The sequence below is a fragment of the Nocardioides fonticola genome (assembly GCF_039536805.1).
GTDB lineage: Bacteria > Actinomycetota > Actinomycetes > Propionibacteriales > Nocardioidaceae > Nocardioides > Nocardioides fonticola.
The window spans coordinates 349,469-373,435 of sequence record NZ_BAAAZH010000012.1; the positions used below are offsets into that span (position 1 = coordinate 349,469).

24 protein-coding genes, 1 tRNA gene and 1 pseudogene are annotated in these 23,967 nt (G+C 74.0%); 10 read left to right on the forward strand and 16 right to left on the reverse strand.

Annotated features, from left to right (window positions below; translation table 11 throughout):
• Positions 1–17 precede the first annotated feature (17 nt).
• The 7 genes from ABD671_RS09220 to ABD671_RS09250 form a co-directional block, all read right to left on the reverse strand.
• Positions 18–815: a hypothetical protein gene (locus ABD671_RS09220; RefSeq protein WP_344733029.1), complete on the reverse strand. Its 798-nt coding sequence runs from the start codon at positions 813–815 to the stop codon at positions 18–20.
• The gene (locus tag ABD671_RS09225) at positions 812–1,120 is read right to left on the reverse strand and encodes a hypothetical protein (RefSeq protein WP_344733030.1); all 309 of its coding nucleotides are present in this window, start codon (positions 1,118–1,120) and stop codon (positions 812–814) included. The genes ABD671_RS09220 and ABD671_RS09225 overlap by 4 nt, the downstream gene beginning before the upstream one ends.
• 3 nt (positions 1,121–1,123) lie before the next feature.
• Positions 1,124–1,681: a hypothetical protein gene (locus ABD671_RS09230; protein ID WP_344733031.1), complete on the reverse strand. Its 558-nt coding sequence runs from the start codon at positions 1,679–1,681 to the stop codon at positions 1,124–1,126.
• Positions 1,678–1,983, reverse strand: a complete 306-nt coding sequence (locus tag ABD671_RS09235; RefSeq protein WP_344733032.1) for a hypothetical protein — start codon at positions 1,981–1,983, stop codon at positions 1,678–1,680. The genes ABD671_RS09230 and ABD671_RS09235 overlap by 4 nt, the downstream gene beginning before the upstream one ends.
• A 189-nt stretch (positions 1,984–2,172) precedes the next feature.
• Positions 2,173–2,418, reverse strand: a complete 246-nt coding sequence (locus ABD671_RS09240; RefSeq protein WP_344733033.1) for a hypothetical protein — start codon at positions 2,416–2,418, stop codon at positions 2,173–2,175.
• A complete protein-coding gene (locus tag ABD671_RS09245) occupies positions 2,418–2,612 on the reverse strand; it encodes a hypothetical protein (protein WP_344733034.1) in 195 nt (64 codons plus the stop codon). Before ABD671_RS09245 ends, ABD671_RS09240 begins: the two co-directional genes overlap by 1 nt.
• A complete protein-coding gene (locus ABD671_RS09250; RefSeq protein WP_344733035.1) occupies positions 2,609–2,833 on the reverse strand; it encodes a helix-turn-helix domain-containing protein in 225 nt (74 codons plus the stop codon). Before ABD671_RS09250 ends, ABD671_RS09245 begins: the two co-directional genes overlap by 4 nt.
• Before the next feature lie 124 nt (positions 2,834–2,957).
• Here ABD671_RS09250 and ABD671_RS22330 point away from each other — a divergent pair.
• Positions 2,958–3,194, forward strand: a pseudogene (locus tag ABD671_RS22330) (helix-turn-helix domain-containing protein); the annotation flags it as partial.
• A 74-nt stretch (positions 3,195–3,268) separates the two neighbouring features.
• Here the strand turns inward: ABD671_RS22330 and ABD671_RS09255 are convergent.
• A tRNA-Lys gene (locus ABD671_RS09255) sits at positions 3,269–3,344 on the reverse strand.
• 77 nt (positions 3,345–3,421) lie between these two features.
• On the reverse strand, positions 3,422–5,026 hold the full coding sequence (locus ABD671_RS09260) for a phytoene desaturase family protein (RefSeq protein ID WP_344733036.1): 1,605 nt from the start codon (positions 5,024–5,026) through the stop codon (positions 3,422–3,424).
• 104 nt (positions 5,027–5,130) lie between these two features.
• Between ABD671_RS09260 and ABD671_RS09265 the strand changes: the two genes are divergently transcribed.
• Both ABD671_RS09265 and ABD671_RS09270 read left to right on the forward strand, forming a co-directional pair.
• A complete protein-coding gene (locus ABD671_RS09265) occupies positions 5,131–7,182 on the forward strand; it encodes a sensor histidine kinase (RefSeq protein ID WP_344733037.1) in 2,052 nt (683 codons plus the stop codon).
• Between the two features lie 287 nt (positions 7,183–7,469).
• Positions 7,470–8,414, forward strand: a complete 945-nt coding sequence (locus tag ABD671_RS09270; RefSeq protein ID WP_344733038.1) for a pirin family protein — start codon at positions 7,470–7,472, stop codon at positions 8,412–8,414.
• Positions 8,415–8,420: 6 nt separating this feature from the next.
• On the opposite strand, the gene ABD671_RS09275 is transcribed toward ABD671_RS09270, so the two are convergent.
• Positions 8,421–9,281 (reverse strand): GNAT family N-acetyltransferase, encoded by an 861-nt coding sequence (locus ABD671_RS09275; protein WP_344733039.1) that lies wholly within the window; start codon positions 9,279–9,281, stop codon positions 8,421–8,423.
• Between the two features lie 62 nt (positions 9,282–9,343).
• On the opposite strand from ABD671_RS09275, the gene ABD671_RS09280 reads away from it, so the two are divergent.
• Positions 9,344–9,982, forward strand: a complete 639-nt coding sequence (locus ABD671_RS09280) for a class I SAM-dependent methyltransferase (RefSeq protein ID WP_344733040.1) — start codon at positions 9,344–9,346, stop codon at positions 9,980–9,982.
• A 119-nt stretch (positions 9,983–10,101) separates the two neighbouring features.
• Entirely contained in the window at positions 10,102–10,308 is a 207-nt protein-coding gene (locus ABD671_RS09285; RefSeq protein WP_344733041.1) for a hypothetical protein, read from the forward strand.
• 50 nt (positions 10,309–10,358) lie between these two features.
• Here the strand turns inward: ABD671_RS09285 and ABD671_RS09290 are convergent, their stop codons facing one another.
• Positions 10,359–11,645: a competence/damage-inducible protein A gene (locus ABD671_RS09290; protein ID WP_344733042.1), complete on the reverse strand. Its 1,287-nt coding sequence runs from the start codon at positions 11,643–11,645 to the stop codon at positions 10,359–10,361.
• Between the two features lie 60 nt (positions 11,646–11,705).
• Positions 11,706–13,181, reverse strand: coding sequence for a hypothetical protein (locus tag ABD671_RS09295; RefSeq protein WP_344733043.1), 1,476 nt, complete (start codon positions 13,179–13,181; stop codon positions 11,706–11,708).
• Positions 13,182–13,311: 130 nt separating this feature from the next.
• Between ABD671_RS09295 and ABD671_RS09300 the strand changes: the two genes are divergently transcribed.
• Positions 13,312–14,394, forward strand: a complete 1,083-nt coding sequence (locus ABD671_RS09300; protein WP_344733044.1) for a DNA polymerase domain-containing protein — start codon at positions 13,312–13,314, stop codon at positions 14,392–14,394.
• A 342-nt stretch (positions 14,395–14,736) separates the two neighbouring features.
• On the opposite strand, the gene ABD671_RS09305 is transcribed toward ABD671_RS09300, so the two are convergent.
• The 3 genes from ABD671_RS09305 to ABD671_RS09315 form a co-directional block, all read right to left on the reverse strand.
• Complete coding sequence (locus tag ABD671_RS09305; protein ID WP_344733046.1) at positions 14,737–15,273, reverse strand: hypothetical protein; 537 nt, start codon at positions 15,271–15,273, stop codon at positions 14,737–14,739.
• Positions 15,270–16,385, reverse strand: coding sequence for an ATP-dependent DNA ligase (locus ABD671_RS09310; protein WP_344733047.1), 1,116 nt, complete (start codon positions 16,383–16,385; stop codon positions 15,270–15,272). Before ABD671_RS09310 ends, ABD671_RS09305 begins: the two co-directional genes overlap by 4 nt.
• 84 nt (positions 16,386–16,469) lie before the next feature.
• Positions 16,470–16,874, reverse strand: coding sequence for a cyclic nucleotide-binding domain-containing protein (locus ABD671_RS09315; protein WP_344733048.1), 405 nt, complete (start codon positions 16,872–16,874; stop codon positions 16,470–16,472).
• 246 nt (positions 16,875–17,120) lie between these two features.
• On the opposite strand from ABD671_RS09315, the gene ABD671_RS09320 reads away from it, so the two are divergent.
• The 4 genes from ABD671_RS09320 (at position 17,121) to ABD671_RS09335 (ending at position 20,130) form a co-directional block, all read left to right on the forward strand.
• Positions 17,121–17,552 carry an FAD synthase family protein gene (locus tag ABD671_RS09320; protein WP_344733049.1) on the forward strand — a complete coding sequence of 144 codons (432 nt, stop codon included), beginning with the start codon at positions 17,121–17,123 and terminating at the stop codon, positions 17,550–17,552.
• Positions 17,549–19,234 carry a class I SAM-dependent methyltransferase gene (locus tag ABD671_RS09325; RefSeq protein ID WP_344733050.1) on the forward strand — a complete coding sequence of 562 codons (1,686 nt, stop codon included), beginning with the start codon at positions 17,549–17,551 and terminating at the stop codon, positions 19,232–19,234. Before ABD671_RS09320 ends, ABD671_RS09325 begins: the two co-directional genes overlap by 4 nt.
• Positions 19,231–19,464: a DUF6752 domain-containing protein gene (locus tag ABD671_RS09330; protein WP_344733051.1), complete on the forward strand. Its 234-nt coding sequence runs from the start codon at positions 19,231–19,233 to the stop codon at positions 19,462–19,464. Before ABD671_RS09325 ends, ABD671_RS09330 begins: the two co-directional genes overlap by 4 nt.
• Before the next feature lie 201 nt (positions 19,465–19,665).
• Entirely contained in the window at positions 19,666–20,130 is a 465-nt protein-coding gene (locus tag ABD671_RS09335; RefSeq protein ID WP_344733052.1) for a hypothetical protein, read from the forward strand.
• Positions 20,131–20,189: 59 nt separating this feature from the next.
• Here the strand turns inward: ABD671_RS09335 and ABD671_RS09340 are convergent, their stop codons facing one another.
• Positions 20,190–23,552 (reverse strand): ATP-binding protein, encoded by a 3,363-nt coding sequence (locus tag ABD671_RS09340; RefSeq protein WP_344733053.1) that lies wholly within the window; start codon positions 23,550–23,552, stop codon positions 20,190–20,192.
• Positions 23,553–23,967 lie beyond the last annotated feature (415 nt).

Consider the following 23,967-nt stretch of genomic DNA (forward strand, 5'->3'; position numbering starts at 1 on the left):
CGGTCGGTGTGCTGCGGTCAGCGGCGGCGCGGTTGTGCCGCGCGGTAGTTGCGGGCGTGGGTGTGGTGGGCGGCGGCGGCGACCTCGTGGGCCTCGGCGGCGAACGAGCGCCAGGACCCGGCCGGAGCGGTGTCGGGGTCGGCTCCGCCTCGCGGCATGTGGGGCATGAGGAGCCCGAGGAAGTCGGGGCCGATCTCGACGGCGATCGCGCTTCCGCCGGCGTCGGGGAAGGTGAGCGAGGGGACGTTCTCGACGAGCTCGGCGTGCGCTCCGACTCCTCGTGTGACGGTGTTGACCTCGACGGCGGCGGTGAACGCTTCGATGCGGCGGAGGTCGACGAACATTCGGGACCGGCCAGCGTGGACGTTCTCGGGTGAGACCGCGGGGATCATCCGGTCGAGGCGCGGGAGGAGGGGCGTGATCCCGGTCGCCTCGGGGGCGGCGAGTTCGATCGACGCGCCGCCGGGGAAGTCGGGCAGGACGCCGGGGTCGACGGCGATCTGACCGGCGCCGGTGTCCTCGACGAGCACAGTGACCCGGGCGGACGGTTCGGCGTGCTCGAGGAGCCTGATCAGACCGTGCGCCTCCTCGGCGAGGAGCCGGAACGCGGCGCCCGGTTGCGGTGGGGTCGCGAGCTTCACCCGCTGGAATCCGGCCGTGTACCGGTTCGTGGCGGAGGCGACGAGGTAGCCGTCGACGGCGACAACGGGGACCTGCGACAGGCCCGGGAGGTCGTGCCGTTCAGGGAGGTGGGGGACGACGGGTACGAGGAGCGTGAGGAGTTCCCCGGCGGTCGTGCGGATGATGTGGGTCATCGGCGGGCCTCGTTCGTGAGGAGGTCGACGGCGGCGATCCGGGCGGCGGCTTCGGCGAACGTCGGGGGCGCAGCGGCGGGGTCAACGGCGGCGAGCCGGCGGGCGAGGTAGTCGATCGCGAGGTCGGCGGCGATGAGGTCGTCGGCGAGACCGTCGGCGCGGGCGCGTTCCCGGGCGGCCGCGCGGTCGGAGGCGTTGCGCTCCTCGACGAGCGCGCGGACCTGATCGGCGCGGCCGAGCTTCTCGGCGAGGAGGGCGCCGGTCGCGCAGAGGCCGACGATCGCGAGGAACAGGACGAGGCTCATGGGTCAGACCTCCTCGACGGCGAGGCGGGCGGTCGGGCGCCACGTGTCGCCGGACCCGGCGGGGCGCTCGTCGAGTTGCGCGGTGCCCTGGTCGGGCCAGACGTGGACCGCGTACTCGGTGGCGCCGTCGAGGGACCGGCCCACGAACAGGTGATAGGGCTCCGGTGCGGACGCCGGGGCGAGGACGGTGGTGCCGCCGCCTCCGCCGCCGCCGGCGGCGACGGCGACGGCGGGGAACCCGATGACGGTCGCGCCGCCGTTGCCTCCGGCTCCGCGCGGCCCGATGTTGAGGACAGGGTCGGAGAGCTCGGCGTCGAGCACGGCAGACGCCTCGCGCAGCTTGCGGCGCGCCTGGACCGACTTGAGGGCGAGGTTCGCGAAGTGCGCCTTCCGTAGCTGCTCGGCACGGTCAGGATCGCCGCCCGCCTCGTCGAGGAACTTCCGAGCGAGGGCAGCGCGAGCAGGGGCCGTTCGGGCGGAACGGTCCGGGGTGTTGGCCCACGAGACGTGAGCACCGACCTGCGCCGCGAGCCGGACCTCCTCCTCGCTACGGCCGGTCATCGGCGCGCCGCCTTCCGGGCGATCCGGCGGGCGGCGCGCTGGCGGCGGTTCGCGGCGCGGCGGCGGGCGACCTCGACGTCGCCGACGGTGCCGGCGTAGGTGTGGCGGCCGGTCGCGGCGAGCGCGAGGAGCATCTTCGTGGAGGCGCGTTCGGCGTGCGCGATCTCGTCGGGCGTGATCGTGACGACGTCGGGGAACACGCCGGAGGCGGTGCGCCCGATGGGGGCGTAGTCGATCGGCGGGAGCGCGTCGGCGAGGTCCGCGGCGGCGTGGTGGTCGAAGGGTCGGGGTCCGGTGCTCATGGGCGGAGTTCTCCGTTCGGTGGTGGTGTGCTGAGGGCGTGCGGGGATGCCCTGTCGGGGCAGGGGTCGCGGGCCCGGCGAAAGGGGAAACCGGGCTATGGCCGTGCGACGCCCTTCGATCCGTGTCTCCCGTGGAGTGAGTACGCGGGCGGTGACGTTGACCCCGACAGGGCGGGTCGTGGGGACGGGTTAGCGCCGTCGTTGAGGTGGGCGAGCGCGGGTGACGATCGCGGCGAGCGCGGCGACCGGGACACCGATCGCGATGCCGCCGAGGATCCACTGAGGGGCGGTCAGGGTCGTCGACGGCGGGACGCTGAGGTCCTGGACGGCGACGACGCACCCGGACCAGACGAGGACGACGAACACGGCGGAGCCGAGAAACACGGCGGCGACGGTCCAGTCGACCCGGGCGAGGACCGAGCGGCGGGCGCGCATCAGTTGACCTCGCCGATCTGGTCGCGGCGGCGGCGTGCCGCCTCGGCGATGAGGGCGACGGCGGCTCGGTGCTCGGCTCGGCGACGCGGCGAGGTGTCGACGTAGGCGGAGGTCTCGCGGCGAGGCTGGCGCGGGCCCCGGCGTGCGCGGGTCGGACGGTCCTCGCGCGCCGGGCGCGACGTCGGGGCGCTCATGCCGTGGCCTTCTCGGCGAGGAGGAGGTCGAGGGGGACGCCGAGGCGTCCGGCGATCGTCTGGAGTTCGCCGACGGTGAACTCGACGTCGCCGTTGAGTCGGCGCGACATGGCGGCCGGCGAGAGGCCCATCTCGGCGCCGAGGTGGCCGGCGGCGACACGCCGTCGCGCCAGTTCGGCCCGGACGTTCGCGGCAATCGCCGCACGTGATGTTTTCCGCATAGCGGAGAGATTGGCGGATAGCGGAGAGATTCCACGGCATTTCGCCGCGTGTCGGCGTGTCGCGCTGAGAGAGACGCCTACTCACCCATCGCGAATCGTTCCGCTATGCGGTAGATTCTTCGCCATGACGACCGCACTAGACCTAGGACCGGAGCCCCGGGCGTCGATCGTGGCGAGGCGTGTTCGAGGCGTGATCGCCGAGAACCGGCTCACCGCCTTGAAGCTCGCTCGGGAACTCGGGATGAGTAGCGCCGCGTTCTCGCGTCGCACCACGGGCGAGCTTGAGTTCTCGCTCTCGGAGATCGAGCGACTCGCGCCCCTCCTCGACGTGTCGGAGCCCTACCTCCTCGGGTACACCGACGAGCGCGGAAATGGCGAAAGCCCCCGCCGGATTGCTCCGGGCGGGGGCTCTACGTTCCTCGCGGTTGAGGGAGGTGGTACGCCATCAGGGACTCGAACCCCGAACCCGCTGATTAAGAGTCAGCTGCTCTGCCAATTGAGCTAATGGCGCGTGGTGAAGCGACGAGAACGTTACCAGCGCGGAGCGATGCGGAGAAATCGGCGGGCACCCGGAGGGGGTGTGCGGCCTCAGCCCTCGGCGAGCACCGCCTGGGCCGCATCGTGGCCCCCGAGCCCGGACACGGCGCCGCCCCGGCGTGCGCCCGAGCCGCACAGCAGGACGCCCGGCACACCGGTCTGCACCCCCCACTGCTCGGCAGGGGTCTCCAGGCGGGCGCGGCCCGAGGCCCAGGGCCACTCGAGATCGCCGTGGAAGATGTGCCCGCCCGGCATGGCGAGGTCGGCCTCGACGTCCTGCGGGATCTTCGCCTCGATGCACGGGCGTCCCTCGGCGTCGGTGGCCAGGCAGTCGGCGAGCGGTTCGGCCAGGTGCAGGTCGAGGGCGGCCAGGGCCCGCTCGACGGCGAGCGCCTTCGCGCCGGGGTCGGCCTCGAAGAGGGTGGCCGGGGTGTGCAGCCCGAAGTAGGTGAGGGTGTGGCGCCCCGCGGCGCGGTCGTCGACGCCGAGGATCGAGGGGTCGGTGAGGGAGTGGCAGTAGACCTCGCCGGGCATCCGCTCAGGCACCCGCCCGGCGGCGGCATCGCGGTAGGCCGCCTCGAGGTCGGAGAGGGCCTCGCCGAGGTGCAGCGTGCCGGCGAAGGCGACCTCGGGGTCGACACCTGAACGCAGCCGGGGCAGCCGGTCGAGCAGCAGATTGATCTTCAGCTGGGCCCCGACCGGCTTGGTGGCGGGGTCCTCCGGCCGGCCCAGCAGGATGTCGAGCACCCACGGGGCGACGTTGGCGAGCACGTGCCGGGCCCGGACGGCGTGGCGGCCCGCGGCGTCGTCCCACACGACCTCGGCCGGCCCGCTGCCGTCGGCGTGGATCGCGGCCACACCCGCGCCGGTGAGGAGCTCGGCCCCCGCGGCGGCGGCCCGGGCCGCGAGGGCGCCGGTGACCGCGCCCATCCCGCCGACCGGGACCCTCCACTCGCCGGTGCCGTTGCCGATGAGGTGGTAGAGGAAGCAGCGGTTCTGGACGAGCGAGGGGTCGTGCAACGACGCGAAGGTGCCGATGAGGGCGTCCGTGGCGACCACGCCGCGGACCGTGTCGTCGCGGAAGCGACGCTCGACGGCCTCCCCGATCGGCCGCTCGACCAGGTCGCTCCAGATGCCGGGCGCGACCGCCTCGACCTGCTCGCGCAGGTCGCGATCGAGGGGCAGCGGCTCCATCAGCGTCGGCGCCACCACGCCGGCCAGCGCCTCGACCTCGCGGTAGAACCCCTGCCAGGCCGCGTACTCGTCGTCCCCGCCGGTGACCGCCCGGAAGGACGCCGCCGTGGCCGGTCCCTCCGGCCGTTCGACCAGGAGACCGCCTGGGACGTCGTCGCGCAGCGTCGGGGTGAAGGACGCCGTGCGCCGCGAGGTCAGGCGCAGGTCGAGCTCGAGCTCGGCCGCGAGCCGCTCCGGGAGCAGCGAGACGAGGTAGGAGTAGCGCGAGAGCCGGACGTCGTGCCCACTGAACGCGGCCGCCGACACGGCCGCGCCGCCGACATGCGGCAGACGCTCGAGCACCAGCACGCTGCGCCCCGCGCGGGCGAGGTAGGCGGCCGCGACCAGGCCGTTGTGACCACCTCCGACGACGACGACGTCGTAGCTGGAGCGGCTGGCTGCGGGGCTCACGGCGTTCGACACCGGCTCACGGTAACGGTGGACCCCGCCCATTCCCGGGACGTGGGCCTGCTCGCCGTGATCGACTGCTCCCCGTCGGCCCGGCTCGGGGAGGGGGGAGGCTGTCGATGAGGCCTGCCTGGATCCGGCCGATCGCCGAGCGGCGCGCCCTCGCGCTGTCCGCCCTCGCGCTCGTGTGCCTGGTGGTGGGGTGGACGGCCACGCGTGCCGCGCCGGCGAACGGGCATGCGATCGGCCTGTGGCCCGTCGGGCTCGCGACCGTCGGGCTCATCGGCGTTCCGCGGCGCCTGCTCGCACCGGCCGCCGTCGTCCTCGCCGCGATCGCCGCCACGAGCATCGCCGGCGGCGGGCGTCCGGTCGGGGTCGCCGTCGGCTACGGGCTGGGCGTCGCGGCCGACTGCGTGGTGGTGGCGCTGCTGCTGACCGGCGCCGGACGCCGGTCGTGGCGGCTGCGCACCGACGAGGACCTCGCCCGCTACCTCCTCGCGGCGCTCGCCGGTGGTCTGGTGGGCGGGTCGGCCGGCGCGCTGACATCGCTGGTCACCGGCTTCGGGACGCCGGTGATCGTCGCCCTCGCGCTCGGCTCCTCCCAGCTCGCCAGCCAGCTGGTGCTGCCGCCGCTCTTCGCCGACCTGCCCGAGCACGGCGCCATCGCCGGACCGGTCGAGCGCGGTCTCCAATGGGCCTTCGTGCTGGTGGTGACCCCGCTGGTCTTCCTGCCCCGCGACCTGCCCTCGCTGACCTTCCTGGCGATCCCGGTGCTGGCCTGGGGCGCGCTGCGGATCCGGCCGCGCGAGGCGCTGGCGCAGCTCCTCGCCGTCCTCGCCTTCGCCGTCGTCACGACCTCCTCGGACCTCGGCCCGTACGCCGCCGCGCCGCGCGACCTCGGCCTCGCTACCGACGTCCGCGGGATCCTGCTGGCGGCGTACGCGGCCTCCTGCTCGCTGCTCGTCATCCCGCTGCTCATCCGCGTGGGCCAGCACATCGAGGCCCGCCGGCATGCCGCTTCCGAGCGCGACACCCTCGACCGGATCGTGCGCAGCACCCACGGTGTCGCGATCATCGGCACCGGGCCGGACGGCCGGATCACCCTCTTCAACCCCGGCGCGGAGCGGCTGCTGGGCTACACCGCCGCCGAGGTGCTCGGCCAGCGCACCGAGCCGCTGCATCCCGCCTCCGAGGTCGGCCGGCTGGCCGAACAGCTGGGGGTGGAGGCGGACTTCTCCGTCGTCGCCGCCCGCCTGATGCACCCCGACATGGCCGGTACCGAGATCGACTTCGTGCGCCGCGACGGCGAGGTGCGCACCCACTCGATGACGCTGAGCCGCGTGGTCGACGACCGCGGGCTCGTGGTCGGGCACCTGAGCACCTCCGAGGACATCACCGAACGGGTGCGCACCCAGCAGGCGTTGGAGGAGGCGCTCGAGCGGATGCGGGAGGTCGATGCGGTCAAGGACGCGTTCGTCTCCAGCGTCAGCCATGAACTCCGGACGCCGATCACCAGCATCCTCGGCTACCTGGAGATGCTCACCGACGGCTCCTTCGGGCCGATGCTCCCCGACCAGGAGAAGGCGGTGGGCCGCATCGCGGGCAACAGCCGACGGCTGCTCTCCCTCATCGACGACCTGCTGGTGCTCTCGCGCCTGCAGGGCATGGGCGACCTCCTCGCCGAGCCGCCACCGGAGGTCGCGCCGGTCGAGGTGGGCGGGCCGGTCGCGACCGGCTGTGCGGTCGTGGCCCCGGCCGCCGAGCACGCCGGCATCGACCTCGCCGTCGATCTGCCTGCGGAGGCCGCCCGGGTGCGGGTCCCGCCCGACCTGGTGGAGCGGGTGGTCATCAACCTCGTCGGGAACGCGGTGAAGTTCACCCCGAGCGGCGGACGGGTGCGGGTGCGGGTGGCGCCCGCGTCGTCGGAGGACGGCGTCCCCGGGGTGCGGCTCGAGGTGGAGGACACCGGCATCGGGATCCCGGCCGACGAGGTCGGCCTGCTCTTCACCCGGTTCTTCCGCTCCTCCCTCGCCCAGCGCCAGGCCATCCCCGGCAGCGGGTTGGGGCTCTCGATCATCCAGGGCGTGCTCGATCGCAGCGGCGGGCGGATCTCGGTGCGCTCGCAGGTGGGGGAGGGGAGTGTGTTCTCGGTGTGGTGGCCGGCGGCGTGAGGTGGGCGGCGGCCAGTTTCCCCGGCCGGCCGGGGAAACTGGCCGATTCCGGCCCCGATCGGCCCGATTCCGGGCAGTTTCGCCTGTCGAGTGTGACCAGTGGTGCAGATGGGGTCGACGGTCGCAGATTGGTCAGCTGAGTCTGTCGGGTTGCGACGCAAGACTTGCCTGACCGATGGCATGAGTCACCGGGCGGCCGGTGACTCCGCACCCTCCCGCACCCGGGAACATTCAATGTTCAACCACTGTTGAGGACGACACCACCCCACCAGCCTCCGGAGGTAGCGATGCCCGCGATCACCGTCGACGACCTGACCACCCTGGCGCGCATCCGACGCCCCGGCCTGGGCGACCAGCCGCGCGCCGTCCGCCAGATCACGACCGCTCCACAGGGCTACGAGGGCGAGGGGTTCCCGGTGCGTCGGGCCTTCGCCGGTATCGACCTGCGCGACCTCGACCCCTTCATCATGATGGACCAGATGGGCGAGGTGGAGTACGCGCCCGGTGAGCCCAAGGGCACGCCCTGGCACCCGCACCGCGGCTTCGAGACCGTCACCTACATCATCGACGGCACCTTCGACCACCAGGACTCCCACGGCGGGGGCGGCACCATCACCAACGGCGACACCCAGTGGATGACCGCCGGCAGCGGCCTGCTGCACATCGAGGCCCCGCCGGAGTGGCTGGTGCAGTCCGGTGGCCTCTTCCACGGCCTGCAGCTGTGGGTGAACCTGCCCCGCGCCGAGAAGCGCACCGCGCCGGCCTACCAGGACATCCGCGGCGGCGCCGTCCGGCTGCTCACCACCGACGACGCCGGCGTGCTCGTGCGCGTCATCGCCGGCGTGGTCGACGGGCACCCCGGCCCGGGCTCGACCCACACCCCGATGACGTTCGTGCACGCCTCCCTCGAGCCGGGTGCCCGCCTCGAGCTCCCCTGGGACGTCGAGTTCAACGCCTTGGTCTACGTGCTGAACGGCCACGGCACCGTCGGCGTCGACGGCCGCCCGATCCGCACCGGCCAGGCCGCCGTCCTCGGCGCCGGCGACTACCTGACCGTCGCCGCCGACGCCGTCCAGGAGAGCCGCAGCCCGCGCCTGGACGTCGTCGTCCTCGGCGGCCGGCCGCTGCGCGAGCCGATCGCCTGGGCGGGCCCGTTCGTCATGAACACCCGTGCCGAGGTGCTCGAGGCCTACCAGGACTACCAGCGCGGCGCCTTCGGCCAGCCGGGCTGACCGGGCTCACAGCTCCTTGGCGAAGAACGCCTGGGCGTAGGGGTTGTCGTTGTACCGCTCGACGGGCGCGTAGCCCGCGCGCTCGTAGAGCGCGATGGCTTCGGTCAGGCTGCGATGGGTGTCGAGGACGACGCGGCGGTGCCCCTGCTGGCGGGCCAGCTCCTCGAGGTGACGCAGCATGCGGGACCCGAGACCGGCGCCGCGCCACGCGTCGCCGACCCACATCCGCTTGATCTCCGCCGTCTCCTCCCCGGCCGGCCGGACGCCGCCGTAGGCGACCGGCCGGCCGTCGCTCGTCGCGACGACGTAGACCGCCCCCGGTTCCGCGGCGTCGTCCCCGGGTGCGAAGCCGCCCGAGAACCGCGCGTCGAGCTCGGCCACGTAGCGGCGCACCGCCTCCCGCGCAGCGGGCGCGGTCGGGTCGATCGGGCGCAGACGCACCGTCGCCGCCCGCACGAGCAGGTCGGCGGTGGCCAGGGCGTCGGTCAGGCGGGCGCGCTGTCGTTCGGTGAGGGGGGCCACCAGGCGCTCGGCGAGGTCGGCGGAGCGCTGTTCGAGATCGGCGAAGGCCTCCCGTCCGGCAGCCGTCGCGCGGACGACGCGGCGCCGGCCGTCGGCGCGATCGGGGACGACGCGCGCCAGCCCGTCGTCCTCGAGCCGGCGCAGCAGCCGGCTGAGGTAGCCCGCGTCGAGGTCGAGCCGGTCGCGCAGGTCGCCGACCCCGATGCCACCCTCGGCCGCGCCGATCTCGAACAGCAGACGCGAGACCCCGAGCGGACGGCCGGTGCCGAGGAAGGACTCCTCGAGCACGCCGATGCGCTGGGTGTAGGTGCGGTTGAAGCGGCGCAGGGTGGCGACGGCGTCCATGCTCCGACGATAGCTGACTTGGGTCAAAGGAATCTGATCCGCGGCTCTGCCAGCATCCGGTCATGGGGTGGTGGGAGCGCACCGTCGTGCCGCGCATCGTCGACGCGGCCTGCGGACAGCACCGGCTCGACCGGTGGCGTGCCGCGGTGTGCGCCGACCTCTCCGGCCGGGTGCTCGAGATCGGGTTCGGCAGCGGACTCAACCTGCCGCACCTGCCCGCAGCCGTCTCGGGTCTCGACGCGGTCGAGCCGAGCGATCTCGCCTGGATGAGATCCGCCGGACGCCGTGCGGCGGCGGGAGCGGTCGAGATCCGGCGGATCGGGCTCGACGGCCAGCGCATCGCGGGTGCCGACGCCACCTACGACGGCGTCCTGATCACCTTCGCGCTGTGCACGATCCCCGACCCGGCGCTCGCGGCCCGCGAGGCCCGGCGCCTGGTCCGGCCCGGCGGCGTCGTCCGGGTCCTCGAACACGGCCGTGCCCCGGACCCCGGGGTGCTGACCTGGCAGCGTCGGCTCGAACCCCTGCAGCGGAGGGTCGCCGGCGGGTGCCATCTCACCCGCGATCCCGTGGCGCTGCTCGGCGGTGCCGGCCTGGTCGTCGACGCCGTCGAGGCCGCCTACGCCGTGCCGGGTCCGGGGCGGCCGCTCTCCTACCTCACCGCGGTACGGGCGCACCGGGGCACCGATCCGCCGGCCTGAGTCCGATCTCCGGCGGGGGTGGTCCAGCCCACCCGGGTCGCCTCCTCACCTCCGACGGGCGGCGGCCGATGAGGTGCATGCCCCCCCAGACATGCCAGACGTGAAGGCAGGTGTTCCCCATGATCGACCTGGTCCCGCCCGCTGAGTCCGCAGGCCTCCTGCTCGCGATCCTCCAGGGCTCCGGTTTCGACGTCGCCGCCGTGCGCGGAAGCGGCGACGGCAGCGTGCTGCGCGCCCTCGGCGTGCACGGCGAGGAGATCCTGCGGCTGCGTCACCTGTGCGACCGCTGGGCGCCCGGCACCCGGGTCTGCCTGCCCGCCGCCTGACCCCGCTGCCTGACCCCGCCGCCCGACCAGCAGGCCCGCGGTCGGAGACGTCACCCCCGCTGGAGCGCCTCGCGCACCAGATGCAGGGCCGCCACGACCGTGCGTCGCCGGATCACCGCGCGGTCGCCGCCGAGGTTCAACCGCCGGTGCAGGACGCCGTCGGGGTGCGCCACCGCCACGTGCACCAGGCCGACCGGCTTCTCCGGCGTCCCGCCTCCCGGGCCGGCCACGCCGGTGATGCCGACGCCGTAGGTGGTGCCGAGCCGACGACGCGCGCCCTCGGCCATCGCCTCGGCGACCTCCGGGCTCACCGCGCCGACGGCGTCGAGCAGTTCGGTGGGCACGCCGACCTCGGCGGTCTTGGCCTCGTTCGCGTAGGTGACGAAGCCGCCGATCAGGTACGCCGAGGAGCCCGGTCGGTCGGCGATGCGCCCCGCCAGCAGGCCGGCCGTGCACGACTCGGCCGTCGCGATGGTCTCCCCGCGCGCCAGCAGCGCCTCGGCGACGACGTCGTCGACGCGGCGTCCGCCCTCGGCGAAGACGGCCGCACCGAGCCCGTCGCGCAGGCTGGCAGCCAGCAGGTCGTAGGCGGCCTGGGCCTCGGGGCGGTAGCGGGTGACGATCTCCAGTTCGCCGTCGCGCACGCAGGTGGTGACCTCCAGCCCGGCCTCCGCGAGCGATCCGTGGACCTGCTCGTGGCGGGCCAGGTGGCCCGCCAGCTCGGCCTCCGGCGGCCCGTAGGCGCGGATCTCGGCCTGGCGCAGCTCCTCGGCCCGGTCGAGCACCGCCCGCACCGGCGCCGTGGTCACGGCCTCGCTCCACATCGGCCGCAGTTCGCTGGGCGGCCCCGGCAGGACGACGACCGGCGGCGCCCCGCCGGCGGCGTCGGTGACCACGAGGCCCGGTGCGGTGCCGACCGGCGCGAGCACGACCGCCTCCTCGGGCACCAGCGCCTGCTTGCGGACGGCGGCGGCGGTGACCTCGGTCGGCGGCGACCAGCCGCGCCGGGCGTTGAGGGCCGCAACGATCCCATGGATGCGGGCCTCGAGCTGCTCGTCGAGGTGCACCGCGCGGCCCTGCACCTCGGCCACCACCTCGGCGGTGAGGTCGTCGGCGGTGGGTCCGAGCCCGCCGGTCGTCAGGACGAGGTCGTGGTCGGCCAGGAGGAAGCGCAGGGCCGCGGCGAGGTCGTCGCGCCGGTCGCCGACGACGACCGTGCGGCCGACGTCGACACCCAGTTCCCGCAGCCGCTCGGCGAGCCAGGGGCCGTTCGCGTCCTGCACCCGACCGGTGAGCACCTCGGTGCCCGTGACCACCACTGCCGCCCGCACTGCCATGGCATCAGCCTAGGCAGCCGACCCGCATCGGCCGTAGGGCCGGATGGACGGGTCGGCCCGTCACTTCCGCCCGCGCAGCACGAGGGCGTCGCGGGTGAAGCCCGACTTCGTGGCGACCGCTGTGAGGGAGCGCTGCTTGGGGCTCGCGCTGATCGTCAGCGTGCACCGGCCCTGGGCGTTGGTGGTGCAGCTGCGGCCGTCCGCCTTGACCGTCGCGCCCGGGACGGCGACCCCGGCGTCGGTGACGGTGAAGGTGACCTTCGAGGAGTCGCCGAGGGCGTAGGTGCGCGGCTGACTGGTCAGGGTGAGCCCGGCGAAGACCTCCTGGTGCATCAGCTGCCGCGTGGTGTTGACGACGACGTCGGCCTGGTTCCCCTCTGCGCGGGCGTCGATGAGGACGTTCCACACGCTGGGTTCGCCTGACAGCTTCGGTGCGCCCATCGCGACCTTCTGCCCGAAGCGGGTGCCGGCGGGGTTGCTGCGGGCGGCGAACACCTGCCGCTTGCTGTCGCCGGTGTACCAGGCGGCCCAGACCCGGCCGGCGGAGTCGGCGGCCAGCGATCCGTAGAGGGCGTCGTCGACGGGCAGGATCTCGGGGGCGTCGGTGCCGAGCTTCCACACGCCGAGACCGCGGTCGGGGTAGCCGACGCGGTACATCAGGTAGACGCCGCTCGACGTGGCCACCAGGGTGCGCCCGTTGCCGAGCTGGCTGGTGTTCTCCTCGCCGGGCTCGACCGTGCCGTCGCCGTCGGTGTCGGAGGGGGTCGTCGAGCGGGGAGCCCGCTGGATCGGTCCGACCGTGGGGGCGATCTGCCGGATGAAGGTGCCCTCGCTCGTCGGGGTCGTGCCGTTGGCGAACCACGACAGGTAGACGGTGTCGGTGCCGGGGACGCGCGCCAGCTCCACGTCGTAGGCGCAGCAGGTGTCGATGTCGAAGAACGGGTCGTCGGGCGAGGTGGCGGCGCTGGCGATCGGCTGGTCGTTGTAGCGGATCCGGCTGTTGAGCGGGAACGCCACCATCGGCCGGCCGTCGGAGAGCTCGACGGCCCCGGTGCCGTAGGAGGCATAGGCGGAGCCGGAGTCGGTCAGGTAGGTCGTGGACAGCGACCAGGTGCGGCCGCCGTCGTTGGAGGTGGCGGAGTACATCTGGCCGGTGTTGTAGGGGTCGCCGCTGGTGGTCACCGCCCGCAGGCCGCTGAAGACGATGCGGAGGTCGGAGCCGGATCCGATGATCTCGGGGTCCTCGGCGAGGGAATCCCAGTCCGAGACGACGACGTCGGAGCTCAGCACCTCGCCGTCGTCGCCGATCGCCAGGTGCCGCAGCGACTCCGAGCTGGAGGAGTCCTGCACCGAGTAGACGACGTGCAGGACGCCGTCGGGGGTGCGGTAGGAGTCCGGGCGGGCGATGTTGCCGATCTCGGCGGCGGCACCCGTGATCGTCGTCCAACTGCCGGCCGGTCCTGCGTCGGCAGGGGCGAGGAGGCCCAGGGGCGCGAGCAGCGCGAGTGCGGTGGCGGCGGTGAGGGTGCGGCGCATACCCCGCACCCTCCTCGGAGCGCCTTGAGAATTCCTTACCCGGGGACGCACGGCGAGAGTCGGCATGGACCGCAACCTAGGGGCGAGGCGACGGTCGCGTCGTGAGGGTCGCGGCACCTAGGTTTGCGCCATGGCGAAGGCGAGTGCGGTCGAGGTCGAGGCCGGCGGCCGTGCGGTGCGGGTCTCGAGCCCCGACCGGGTGGTCTACGAGGCCACCGACCGCACCCCGACGATCACCAAGCTCGACGTCTGCACCTACATGGCCACGGTCGGAGACGCGCTCATGCGGGCGGTGGGGGAGCGGCCCACCGCGATGGAGCGCTGGCCCGACGGCTGGCGCGAGGGGATGCGGCTGGCGACCGGCCCGCAGGACCGCGGTGGCGACGGCTTCTATCAGAAGCGCCTGCCGAAGGGGGCGCCCGAGTTCGTCGAGACCGTCGAGGTCACCTTCCCCAGCGGACGCACGGCCGCCGAGCTGTGCCCCACCGAGCCGGCGTCCCTCGTCTGGGCCGCACAGATGGGCGCGCTGACCTTCCACCCCTGGCCGGTACGGCGTCCTGACGTCGACCACCCCGACGAGCTGCGCCTCGACCTCGATCCCCAGCCCGGCACCACCTTCGCCGACGCCCAGCGGGTGGCGGCGATCGCGCGCGAGCTGCTCGAGGAGCTCGGCCTGCGCGGGTACGCCAAGACCAGCGGCAACCGCGGCATCCACATCTATGTGCGGGTGCGGCCCGAGCGCGGCTTCGAGGATCTGCGCCACGCGGCCATCGGCTTCGGCCGCGAGCTCGAGCGGCGCGACGGCGGCGTCACCACCGCCTGGTGGAAGGAGGAGCGGGGCGAGCGCATCTTCGTGGACTTCAACCAGAACAACCGCGATCGGACGATCGCCAGCGCGTGGAGCCTGCGACCGCGCCCGGGCGCCCCGGTCAGCACCCCGCTCACCTGGGCACAGCTCGCCGAGGTGCGCGACCCAGCGGAGTTCAACCTGGTCACGGTGCCCGACCTGCTCGCCGACGGCGACCCGTGGGCGGGCATCGAGGAGGAGGCCTTCTCCCTCGACCCGCTCCTGGCGCTGTGGGAGGAGCTGCCCGGTGGGGAGCTGAACTTCCCGCCGGACTACCCCAAGATGCCCGGCGAGCCGCCGCGGGTGCAGCCGAGCAAGAAGGTCGCCGCGCACTGGGACGAGGACGGCAACCGGGTCGAGGGCTGAGTCCGGGCCCGCGACCGGCCCACGCTGAGGGCCCGGAAATGACTGGGGCCCGCCCGCCGCAGCCTCAAGTCCTAGGACGAGGCTTCCCGCGGCGAGCGGGCTCCCGTGCTCCGATCCGGGGTCGCCCCCCGACGACCTCCGGATCGTAGGCCCTGCGGCTCCGCTGCTCCTCCCCCCAGATTCGCAGCCGGCCATGTGCTGGGCCCTTGTCGGTCTTCATCCCCCCCGGAACTCCCTCCGACACCTGAAACTCTAGAGAAGTGACCTCCACAACAGCGACCACGCCTGATCCACAGTTCGGTAACAACCCGGAAGGGTGAGTGACCGGAGCCCCCAGGAGGGTCACAGACCGGTGATGCCCTCCCCGGAGCCGGCCTGTTCGTCGAAGGTCTCGTGCTCGAGCAGGTGCAGCACCGGGACGCCGAGCCGGCGGCGGGCCTGGGAGGTCCAGTCGAGGTGGAAGAACTCCGCCACGACGTGCGGACGGGTCAGCACGATCACCTCGCGCGCGTCGGTCTGCGACACGGTGGCGGTCAGCGCCGGCACGGGCGACTCCGGCACGAGGCGCCCGGACGCGCCGACGCCGAGGGCGAGGAGGCTGGCCACGGAGGCGTCGAGGTCGGCCTGCGCGCGGTGCTGCGACTCGGCCTGCACGGCGGCGAGGTCGTCCTCGGTCATCGCGAGCGTCGGCGCGGCCCCGAGGTCGGCGCCCCCGAGCGAGCTCATCGCGGCCTCGATGTGCGCGGCGGCGTCCTCGACCGGGATCAGCACGGTGTAGTGGAGGGGGTCCTCGATGCCCTCGTGGAGGGAGCGGACCCGGGCGGCGTCGTCGGCGGAGAGAGCCTGCTCGACGAGCAGGACGACCTCGTAGGTGCTCATGGCCGCACGCTACTCCCGCCCCCGAGCACGTCGGCGAGGTCGTAGGTCACGACCTCCTCGAGCTGGTCGTACCCGCAGCTCTCGGGGTCGCGGTCGGGGCGCCAGCGCTTGAATTGGGCGGTGTGGCGGAAGCGGCGTCCCTCCATGTGGTCGTAGCCGACCTCGAGCACCCGCTCGGGACGCAGTGGCACGAAGGAGAGGTCCTTGCCCTGGCTCCAGCGGCTCTGCGTGCCCGGCACCCGGTCGGGGTTGGCGATGGCCCAGTCGGCCCACGCGCCCCACGGATGCTCCTCGATCGGGCAGACCAGTGGCTGGAGCTCGGCGATCAGCTCGGCCCGGCGGGCGGCGGTGAAGCTGGCGCTGACCCCGATGTGCTGGAGGCGTCCCTCGCTCCACAGGCCGAGCAGCAGGCTGCCCAGCAGCGGGCGCTCCGGCGTGCTGTCCTTGTGCTCGCGGTAGCCGGCCACGACCACGTCGGCGGTGCGGGCGTGCTTGATCTTGAGCATCGTGCGCCCACCCGGCGTGTAGACGGCGCCGAGCGGCTTGGCGACGACGCCGTCGAGCCCGGCGCCCTCGAACTGCTCGAACCAGCGGCGGGCCTCCTCGGGGTCGGTGGTGGTGCGGGTGAGGTGGAACGGCCCGGCGCCGGACGCCGGCAGGGTGCCGCCGAGCGCCGCGACCAACGCCGCGCGCCGCTCGGCGAAGGGCCGGTCGAGCAGCGAGGTGTCGCCCTCGGCGAGGAGGTCGAAGGCGACGTAGGACGCGGGCGTCTCCTGGCTGAGCAGGCGCACCCGGGACGCCGCCGGATGGATGCGCTCCTGGAGCACCTCGAACTGCAGCCGCGACCCGTCGCTGACGAACAGCTCGCCGTCGAGCACGCACCGCGGCGGCAGCTGCTCGCGGGCGGCCGCGACGATCTCGGGGAAGTAGCGGGTGAGCGGCTTGGTGTTGCGGCTGGTCAGCTCGACCTCGTCGCCGTCGCGGAAGACCAGGCAGCGGAAGCCGTCCCACTTGGGCTCGAAGGAGAGCCCGCCGTGCTGGTCGGGATCGGGGATGCCGCTGACGGACTTCGCGAGCATCGGCGAGACGGGCGGCAGCACGGGCAGGTCCACGCGCCGATGCTCTCACCGCGCACCGACGGTGCGCTCGCCCCTTGTTACGGGACCTTGTTACGGGACCTTGGTACGGGACCTCGGTCAGGCCCCGCGCTCGACGAGCACCCGCTCGACCTTCGCCCGGACGTCGGGGGCGTGCTGGAGCAGGGTGCGGAAGCGGTGGCCCTCGATGACCAGGGCGTGCACGGCCGTGCGGGCGGTGACGGTGGCGTTGCGGCGTCCGCCGGTCAGCAGGGCGACCTCGCCGAACCAGTCGCCGCCGCCGAGGGTCGCCACCACCTCGCCGCCGCGGGCCACCTCCGCCTCCCCGTCGATGATGACGAGGAACTCGTTGCCCTCGGTGTCCTCGCGGGTCAGCGCGGTGCCGGGGCGGAAGTCGAACTCGTCGGCTATCGCGGCCACCTCGGCGACCTCCTCGGGCGTGCAGTCGCCGAAGAGCGCGGTCGAGGTGATCAGGCGGGTCTTGACGTCACGACGCAGGCGCATGGGCTCGCTTCCTTCCCCTCCGGTGGGGGCGCCGGAGCAGTGGGCCCGAGTCTGGCGGTCGCCGGGCCGGGTGTCCACGGTCACATCGCACGGGACGAGGTGCATGGGGTGGCCTGTCCAGCCCTGTCCAGGCCGGTCCAGCCCGGTGTCGTGGGCCGACACGGCCGGTTCGCTCGAAATCCTGAAACTGCACTAAGTTGATGCGAATAATTCACCCTGCGGACGCAGAAGAGGAGTGGTGGTGTCATGGGACCGGTCATCGGCTACGTGCCCGGCGTCTTCGACCTCTTCCACGTCGGCCACCTCAACCTCCTGCGACAGGCGCGCGACCTCTGCGACCTGCTCGTCGCCGGCGTGGTCACCGACGAGCTGTGCGAATCCGCGAAGGGGGTGCGCCCCTTCGTCCCGCTCGCGGAGCGGATCGCCATCGTCGACGCCCTGGCGGTCGTCGACGCCACCTACGCCGAGGGCGACCCCGACCGCCGGATCGCCCACCGCGACGTCGGCTTCCACCGCCTCTTCAAGGGCGACGACTGGATCGGGACGCCGCGGGCCGCCCGCCTCGAGCAGCAGCTCGACGGCCTCGGGGTCGAGATCGTCTACCTGCCCTACACCGCCCACACCTCCAGCACGCAACTGCGCCGGGCGATCGACCTCTCCGCCGGCGGGGTGGCGTGAGCACCCTCGAACGGCGTGCGGTGCGTGGGAGCCGCCGGGTCGCGGTCTCCGACGCCGGCATCTGGCTCCCGCGGGCCGGGGCCCGCCCTCTCGTCATCGAACTCGAGGGCCGCTACCTGTGGTCGTGCACGCCGGTGCGCGACGGACGGCCCGAGCGTGGCGGCGTCCTGGTGGCCTGGCCGGGGGTGCTGCGCCCGCACCTGAAGGGGCGCGGCCGCGTGCGGGTGCGCGACGCCGTCCCGGTGCACGCCGGCGAGGAGCCCGTCGTCCACCTCGACGAGGAGGTCGTGCTGGGTGGGCCCGAGCACGCTGAGCGGCCGCTGGAGGTCGTCGACCCGCAGGGTCTGCCGCTGGCCGTCGACAAGGTCGGGCACCTGTGCCGCGCGTTCTCGGCCACCGCCGAGACCGTGCGCGAGGAGATCCTGCTGGGCACCAAGCGCGCACTCGACGATCTCGCGGAGGGCTGCGGGGTGCGGGCCTACCTCAACTACGGCGCCCTGCTGGGCGCGGTACGCGACGGTGCGATGCTGGCGCACGACTCCGACACCGACGTCTGCTACCTGAGCCGCCACATCTCGCCCGCCGACATCATCAGCGAGTCCTACGCCATCGAACGCGAGATGCGCCGCCGCGGCTGGAATCTGCTGCGCATGAGCGGCGGCGACATCAAGCTGCTGCTGCCGCTGAGCGACGGGCGGCAGTGCCACATCGACATCTTCGTCGCCTTCCATGTGGGGGAGACCTTCTACCAGCTCGGCAACCGCAGCGGCCGCGTGCCGGAGTCGGTCGTGTGGCCGCCCTCCTCCATCACCCTCCACGGCGTGGAGTTCCCGGCCCCCGCCGACCCCGAGGCGATGCTCGCCTTCGTCTACGGCCCCGGATGGCGCGTGCCCGACCCGTCGTTCGCCTACGCCGACCCGCCGGCCGGCGTGCGGCGCCTCGACGGGTGGCTGCGCGGGTTCCGCACGACCATGGGCCGCTGGACCGAGTTCCATCAGACACGCACCCGGGAGGTCGACCCGGCCGCCACCGCGTTCGCACGGTCCGTGCGCCGCACGCTCCCGGACGGCGCGCCGGTCGCCGACCTCGGAGCCGGCAGCGGCCGCGACTCCTTCTTCTTCGCACGCAAGGGCCATCCCGTGCGCGCCTTCGAGTTCTCCCGGCACGCGCGCGCGGCCATCGCCCGTACCGCGCAACGCCGTTCGCTGGACGTCGACTCCCGCCTGCTCATCCTCGGCGAGCTGCGCTCCGTGCTCACCGCCGGCGCCGAGCTGGCCCGTGACCCGCACGAGCTCTACGCCCGCGACCTGCTCGGCTGCCTGAGCGGGGCCGAGCGACGCAACCTGTGGTTGCTCTCGCGGATGGCGCTGCGCGGCCGGCCCCAGCGCCTCCACCTGGAGTTCAGCGCGACCGGACTCGACGAGCGCGGGATGCCGCTCCCCGATCCGGCTCCCGCCGGCCTGGTCGCACGCGTCGACCTCGACGTCGTCCGTGCGGAGATCGTCGCAGCAGGCGGTGTCATCGAGCATGAGGTGCTCGAGGCCGGCGTCGACCAGCTCGGCCGCGCCGACCCGCTCGTCTGTCGGCTGCGGGTCGCCTTCCCCGCATCCCCTGCCCGCCCGACCGCGTCCGCCGGCTCGTCCGGCCCGTCCCGCCCCACCGGCCCGGAGGATCTCCCGTGAACCGACTGCGTCTGGCCTGGCGCAAGCTCCAGCGAGCCCGTCAGCGCCCCTGGACCACCCGAGCCCGGCTCGCCGCACTCGAGGCCGAGGTGCAGGAGAACCGGCAGCTCAACCGGCGCATCGCCGAGCTGACCGATGTCGTCGCCGAGCTGCTCGTCCCGTTGGCCGAGCGTGACGAGGCCCAGGCACGCGAGCTGCTGGCCCGCTACCGCGTCTCGATCGGCCAGTAGCGGCGGGCGGACGCCGTCCCGCGATGCGAACATCGCGGTGCGCGAAGTCGAGTGAGCCGCTAGGGTTTCGCCCGTGATCTCCCGCAGCTGTTGTTGTCGCCGGTCCTCCTGACCGTCGCCGACCCTGCTGTCCGCCCGCGCCCGCGGGCACCCGAGATCCGCCCGCTCGAGCCATCGCTCGCGGGTGGGGGAGATCCCACCATGGCCGTTCCGTCCGACCGTTCCACCGCCACTGTCCTGCCGATCGACCGATCCGCCGACCGAGCCCCCGACCGATCCGCCGACCAGCCCCTCACCGGCGAGCTGATCCACGCCCGGGGCGCCCGCGCCGCGCTGCCCGCCGTCCCCGACCGCGAGCATGCGGTCAGTGCCCGGGCCGCCTTCCAGGAGCTGCTCGCCCGCCGAGCCGTGCTGGTCGATCTGCGCTCGGCCCGCCAGCGCGCGCAGGAGGGCGCCGTCGAGGGCGGCCTGCCCGTCGTCGTGTGGTCCGACGGCCCGCCCGCGGGGCTCGCCGAGGTCGTCGCGCCGGGGACCCGTCTGGTGCTGCTCGGTCCGGCCGGCGGCCTGCTGCTCGCGAGCCTGCGCGCCCACGGGTTCGCCGACGTCGTCAGCGTCGACGGCGGCTTCGCGGCCTGGCGGGCCGCCGGCATGCCGACAGCCGCCTGACCCCAGCCCGGGTCAGCCCAGCCGCGGGCATGCCCACGGCCGCCTGACCCCAGCCCGGGTCAGCTCAGCTCGGCCTCGCAGCGCGCGACCCAGAGCGGCGCTCCGAGCCGACGGCTGAACTCCGCACCCGCTGTGAAGTGGGCGCGGGCGGCGTCCTGGTCGCCGAGGGTGTCGGCCAGGACGCCGAGGGCGTGGTCGATCGGCCCGGAGAAGCAGCCGACGTACCCGCCCGTGCCGGCCGCCGGCGCCAGGACGTCGTAGAGCCGCCGGGCCCGCTCCACCTGGCCGAGCCGGCGTACCGGCGTGGCCATGAGCGCCGCCAATCCGTGCGGGATGGCGATGCGGGCTCCCGCGCGGTCGAAGCCGGAGAAGAACAGGTCGAGCTCGCGGGCGATGTCGGCGTCGCGGCCGATGGCGGCGTCGCAGAAGGCCATCGAGCCCCACCATTCCGGCACGTCGTGGGCGGTGCAGAAGTCGGCGAACTCGGTGCGCACCTCGGTCAGCCGTCCCTGCTCCCAGCGCAGCAGCATCAGCTGGATGAGGCGGATGGCCTCGACGATCGAGGCCGCCGAGGAGTTGGCGCGACCGACGGCGGCGGCCTCCTCGATGGCGCTGTCGGCCGCGTCGAGATCGCCGCGCAGCAGCAGCAGCGCCGCCCGCGAGTACAGCAGCGAGTGGCGGCTGCCGGTGTCGCGCACCATCTGCAACGCCGTCGGGTCGGGGGAGAGCAGCTCCTCGAGCTCCGCCCCCTCGCCGCGCTGGACCCGCGACTCGAAGCGCCAGATCGCGGTGCGCACCCGGGTCGGCGGATCGTTGTAGTCGGTGGTCAGCTGCAGCAGGCGTTCTTCGAAGAACTCCTGGTGATCGACCATGCCCGAGCCCGCCAGGGCGCGTCGGCCGGTGGTGTAGACCGAGATGAGGGTCGCGGGGTCGCCGAGGGTCTCGGCCAGCGTGATCGCCTCGGTGGTGGCCGCAGCCGCCCGCTCCGAACTCTGCCGCCAGCCGTACGCCGTCCCGAGGTGGCCGAGCAGCCGGGCCCGCAACGCCGGTTCGTCCTCGCCGAGGGCGGCGAGCGCCTCCTCGTAGAGCGCGAGCAGCGCATCGGAGAGATGCGCCTCGTCGGTGCCGGTGCCGGTGGCGGTGAAGGCGAGCGCCGCCTCGGCCATCGTGACCACATCGCCGATCGCGCGGGCCTCGCGGACGACGTCGTCGAGGGTCGCGAAGGCCCGCTCGTCACCGAGGGCGCGCCACGCCTCGCCCAGCAGGATCTGGAGCTGCCAGCGTGCTCCGACGTCGGGATCGCCGGCGCGCTCGAGCAGCTGGAACGCGGCCAGGCCGGTGTCGACGGCGGCGGCGTACTCGCCGCGGTCGATGCTCGAGCGCATGCTCGGCGGAGCGGCCCGCACCCGGTGCCGGGCGTCGGGGGGCAGGTCCCGCTTGGCCCGGTCGCGTGGGGTTTCGGGCGTGACGTCGTCGGCCGACCCGGGGATCGGCGGTTCGGCGGCGAACAGGCGCCGCAGCTGCTCCTGCTCGGCCTCGGGGATGTCGCCGCGCACGACCGCGGCGACCGTGGGATGCAGGGCCAGGACGCCGTCGGGGCCGCCGTCCCCGGCCAGCAGGCCGAGCGCGGCCGCGCCCGTGCCGATGGCCTCGACCGTGCTCTCCTCGATGCCGGTCACCCGACCCAGGGTCGCGATGTCGACCGGGCCGGGTGCGGTGGCGAGCGCGCGCATCACCAGGGCCGTGCTGGCGGGGAGGCCGGGCACGATCTCGCGGGCGACGGGCCCCCACGCGGAGGGCTGGGCCAGGCGCAGCAGATCGTTCGCACGCCCCCGCAGCAGGGTGGTGGTGAGCAGGGGATGGCCCGCGGCCACCTGCCACAGGCCGTCGAGGACGGCGGCCGACTCCTCGGGGGCGATCGAGGTGAGGGGGCGCAGCGCGTCGAGCAGGCCGGCGACGCCCTCGCGGTCGAGCGGGCCCAGATCGCAGCGCAGCACCCGCTCGCCGGTCGCGTCGGGCAGCAGCGGGGCGTCGTCGCGCTGGATGGCCAGCACCGACAGGCCCGGCACGCCCGGCCCCTCGGCCAGTGCCTCGAGCAGCCGCAGCGAGGTGAGCGAGGCCCACTGGAGGTCGTCGAGCACGAGGAGCGTCGGCCCGGCCTCGGCGATGCGTCCGAGGAGGTCGACGAGCGCCGTCTCGGCGTGCAGGCGCTCCAGTCGCGGACTGCCCGTGGCCTCGGCGCTGGGCGCCAGCGTGCGGCACGAGGGCAGGTAGCGGCTCAGGACGGCGGCGTGGTTGCCGGCGAGGTCGATCAGCTCGGGGCGGTCGAGCAGGCCGAGATGGCCGTCGATCGCCTCGGCCACCGTCGCGTAGGGCGCCGGCACCCGGGCGTCGGCGCGGCCGTGCAGCACCAGCAGGCCCTGCTCGTCGGCGCGTGCGGCCACCGCCGCGGCGAGCCGGGTCTTGCCGATGCCGGCCGGCCCGGCGAGCACCAGCACGGGGGCGGAGGCGGCGCCGTCGATCAGGTGCGCGACGGCGGCGTCCAGCTCGTCGGTGCGTCCGACGAAGGGCTGCGTGGTCTCCAGCAGGTGCAGGCGCCCGCTCGTGTAGGGCAGGCGGCGGCGCCGGTCGCGCACGTCTCCGGCCTCGTCGTGGCGCAGGACGTCGAGGAAGACCTCCTCGGTGGTCTTCGAGGGCAGGGTCCCGAACTCCTCGCGCAGCAGGGACCGCAGCCGGCTGTAGACCTCCAGTGCGGCGGCGCGGTCGCCGCCCGCGTGCAGGGCGCGCATCAGCAGCTGGTGGTTGACCTCCTCGCGCGGACGGATCGTCAGACCCTGGCGCGCCAGCTCGACGGCGGTGGCGGTGTCGCCGATGCGCAACGCGACCTCGGCGCCCAGCCGGCTCAACCGGGACCGGCGCTCGGCGACCTCCCGACGCAGGTCGTCCAACCACGGGCCGCCGAGGTCGCGGGCGACCTCCGCCGCACTGGCGGCGAGGGCCTCCCGGACCGTGTCGAGCGCGCCCGCGAGGTCGCCGTCGCGGCGCAGGAGGTCGGCGCGGTCGTGTTCGACGGAGATGAGGGCGAGGTCGGAGGTCGCGCCGCCCTCGATCTCCAGGACGACGCCGGCGCGGGTGCTCCGCAGCCGGACACCGGGCAGCTCGCCCAGGCCGCGCCGTGCGGCGGCCAGCATGTTGCGCAGCGAGGAGGGCCAGGTGGCGGGGCGCTCGTCGCCCCAGACGGCCTCGGCCAACTCGTCGCGATCGACCGGGTCGCCCGTCGTCCAGGCGAGCCGCGCGAGGGCGGTGGCGGTGCGTGCGCCGCCGAGGTCGTCGACGCGGAGCGCCCGGTGATCGATGGTCAGGCGCCACGGGCCCAGGACCTCGATCCGCGCCCGGACGTCGTCCGGCCATCGCCACTCCACGGCGTGCCTCCTCGCTCCCATGCGCGCGACGTCGCTCGACGCGGCGGCACCGTAACACCGCGATGACACTCGCCGGGGCGTGTCCGGAGCCGTTCACAGGTTGCGTGCAGGTCGGGTGCCGGAACGGGCTTCTCAGCGGTACATCGAGCCCCTTTCCGTCCCATTCGACCGGGCTCGCGCGGCCGCGTGCGCGCGGCCCTCGCCAAGATTGCGCCGGGATTGCGCTTCCGCGTTGCGACCGGGCGGCGCGGCCCGCACCCTGAGGGTGTTAGTCCCGAAACCTCGGACCCCCTCGAAGGCAGTCACTGCCTCCCTCCCCCCGGTGTGGTGCCGACCTCGCGTCGGCACCACACCAGCCGGTGCCTGCCGTCCGTTCATGGATCGGCAGGGTCATCGGCAGGGCGTCGGCGGCCGG

Bases quoted from the DNA above. Each gene is read 5' to 3' on its own strand.
- ABD671_RS09220 (WP_344733029.1), bottom strand. From the start codon at position 815: ATGACCCACATCATCCGCACGACCGCCGGGGAACTCCTCACGCTCCTC.
- ABD671_RS09225 (WP_344733030.1), bottom strand. From the start codon at position 1,120: ATGAGCCTCGTCCTGTTCCTCGCGATCGTCGGCCTCTGCGCGACCGGC.
- ABD671_RS09230 (WP_344733031.1), bottom strand. From the start codon at position 1,681: ATGACCGGCCGTAGCGAGGAGGAGGTCCGGCTCGCGGCGCAGGTCGGT.
- ABD671_RS09235 (WP_344733032.1), bottom strand. From the start codon at position 1,983: ATGAGCACCGGACCCCGACCCTTCGACCACCACGCCGCCGCGGACCTC.
- ABD671_RS09240 (WP_344733033.1), bottom strand. From the start codon at position 2,418: ATGCGCGCCCGCCGCTCGGTCCTCGCCCGGGTCGACTGGACCGTCGCC.
- ABD671_RS09245 (WP_344733034.1), bottom strand. From the start codon at position 2,612: ATGAGCGCCCCGACGTCGCGCCCGGCGCGCGAGGACCGTCCGACCCGC.
- ABD671_RS09250 (WP_344733035.1), bottom strand. From the start codon at position 2,833: ATGCGGAAAACATCACGTGCGGCGATTGCCGCGAACGTCCGGGCCGAA.
- ABD671_RS09265 (WP_344733037.1), top strand. From the start codon at position 5,131: ATGAGGCCTGCCTGGATCCGGCCGATCGCCGAGCGGCGCGCCCTCGCG.
- ABD671_RS09270 (WP_344733038.1), top strand. From the start codon at position 7,470: ATGCCCGCGATCACCGTCGACGACCTGACCACCCTGGCGCGCATCCGA.
- ABD671_RS09275 (WP_344733039.1), bottom strand. From the start codon at position 9,281: ATGGACGCCGTCGCCACCCTGCGCCGCTTCAACCGCACCTACACCCAG.
- ABD671_RS09280 (WP_344733040.1), top strand. From the start codon at position 9,344: ATGGGGTGGTGGGAGCGCACCGTCGTGCCGCGCATCGTCGACGCGGCC.
- ABD671_RS09285 (WP_344733041.1), top strand. From the start codon at position 10,102: ATGATCGACCTGGTCCCGCCCGCTGAGTCCGCAGGCCTCCTGCTCGCG.
- ABD671_RS09290 (WP_344733042.1), bottom strand. From the start codon at position 11,645: ATGGCAGTGCGGGCGGCAGTGGTGGTCACGGGCACCGAGGTGCTCACC.
- ABD671_RS09295 (WP_344733043.1), bottom strand. From the start codon at position 13,181: ATGCGCCGCACCCTCACCGCCGCCACCGCACTCGCGCTGCTCGCGCCC.
- ABD671_RS09300 (WP_344733044.1), top strand. From the start codon at position 13,312: ATGGCGAAGGCGAGTGCGGTCGAGGTCGAGGCCGGCGGCCGTGCGGTG.
- ABD671_RS09305 (WP_344733046.1), bottom strand. From the start codon at position 15,273: ATGAGCACCTACGAGGTCGTCCTGCTCGTCGAGCAGGCTCTCTCCGCC.
- ABD671_RS09315 (WP_344733048.1), bottom strand. From the start codon at position 16,874: ATGCGCCTGCGTCGTGACGTCAAGACCCGCCTGATCACCTCGACCGCG.
- ABD671_RS09320 (WP_344733049.1), top strand. From the start codon at position 17,121: ATGGGACCGGTCATCGGCTACGTGCCCGGCGTCTTCGACCTCTTCCAC.
- ABD671_RS09335 (WP_344733052.1), top strand. From the start codon at position 19,666: ATGGCCGTTCCGTCCGACCGTTCCACCGCCACTGTCCTGCCGATCGAC.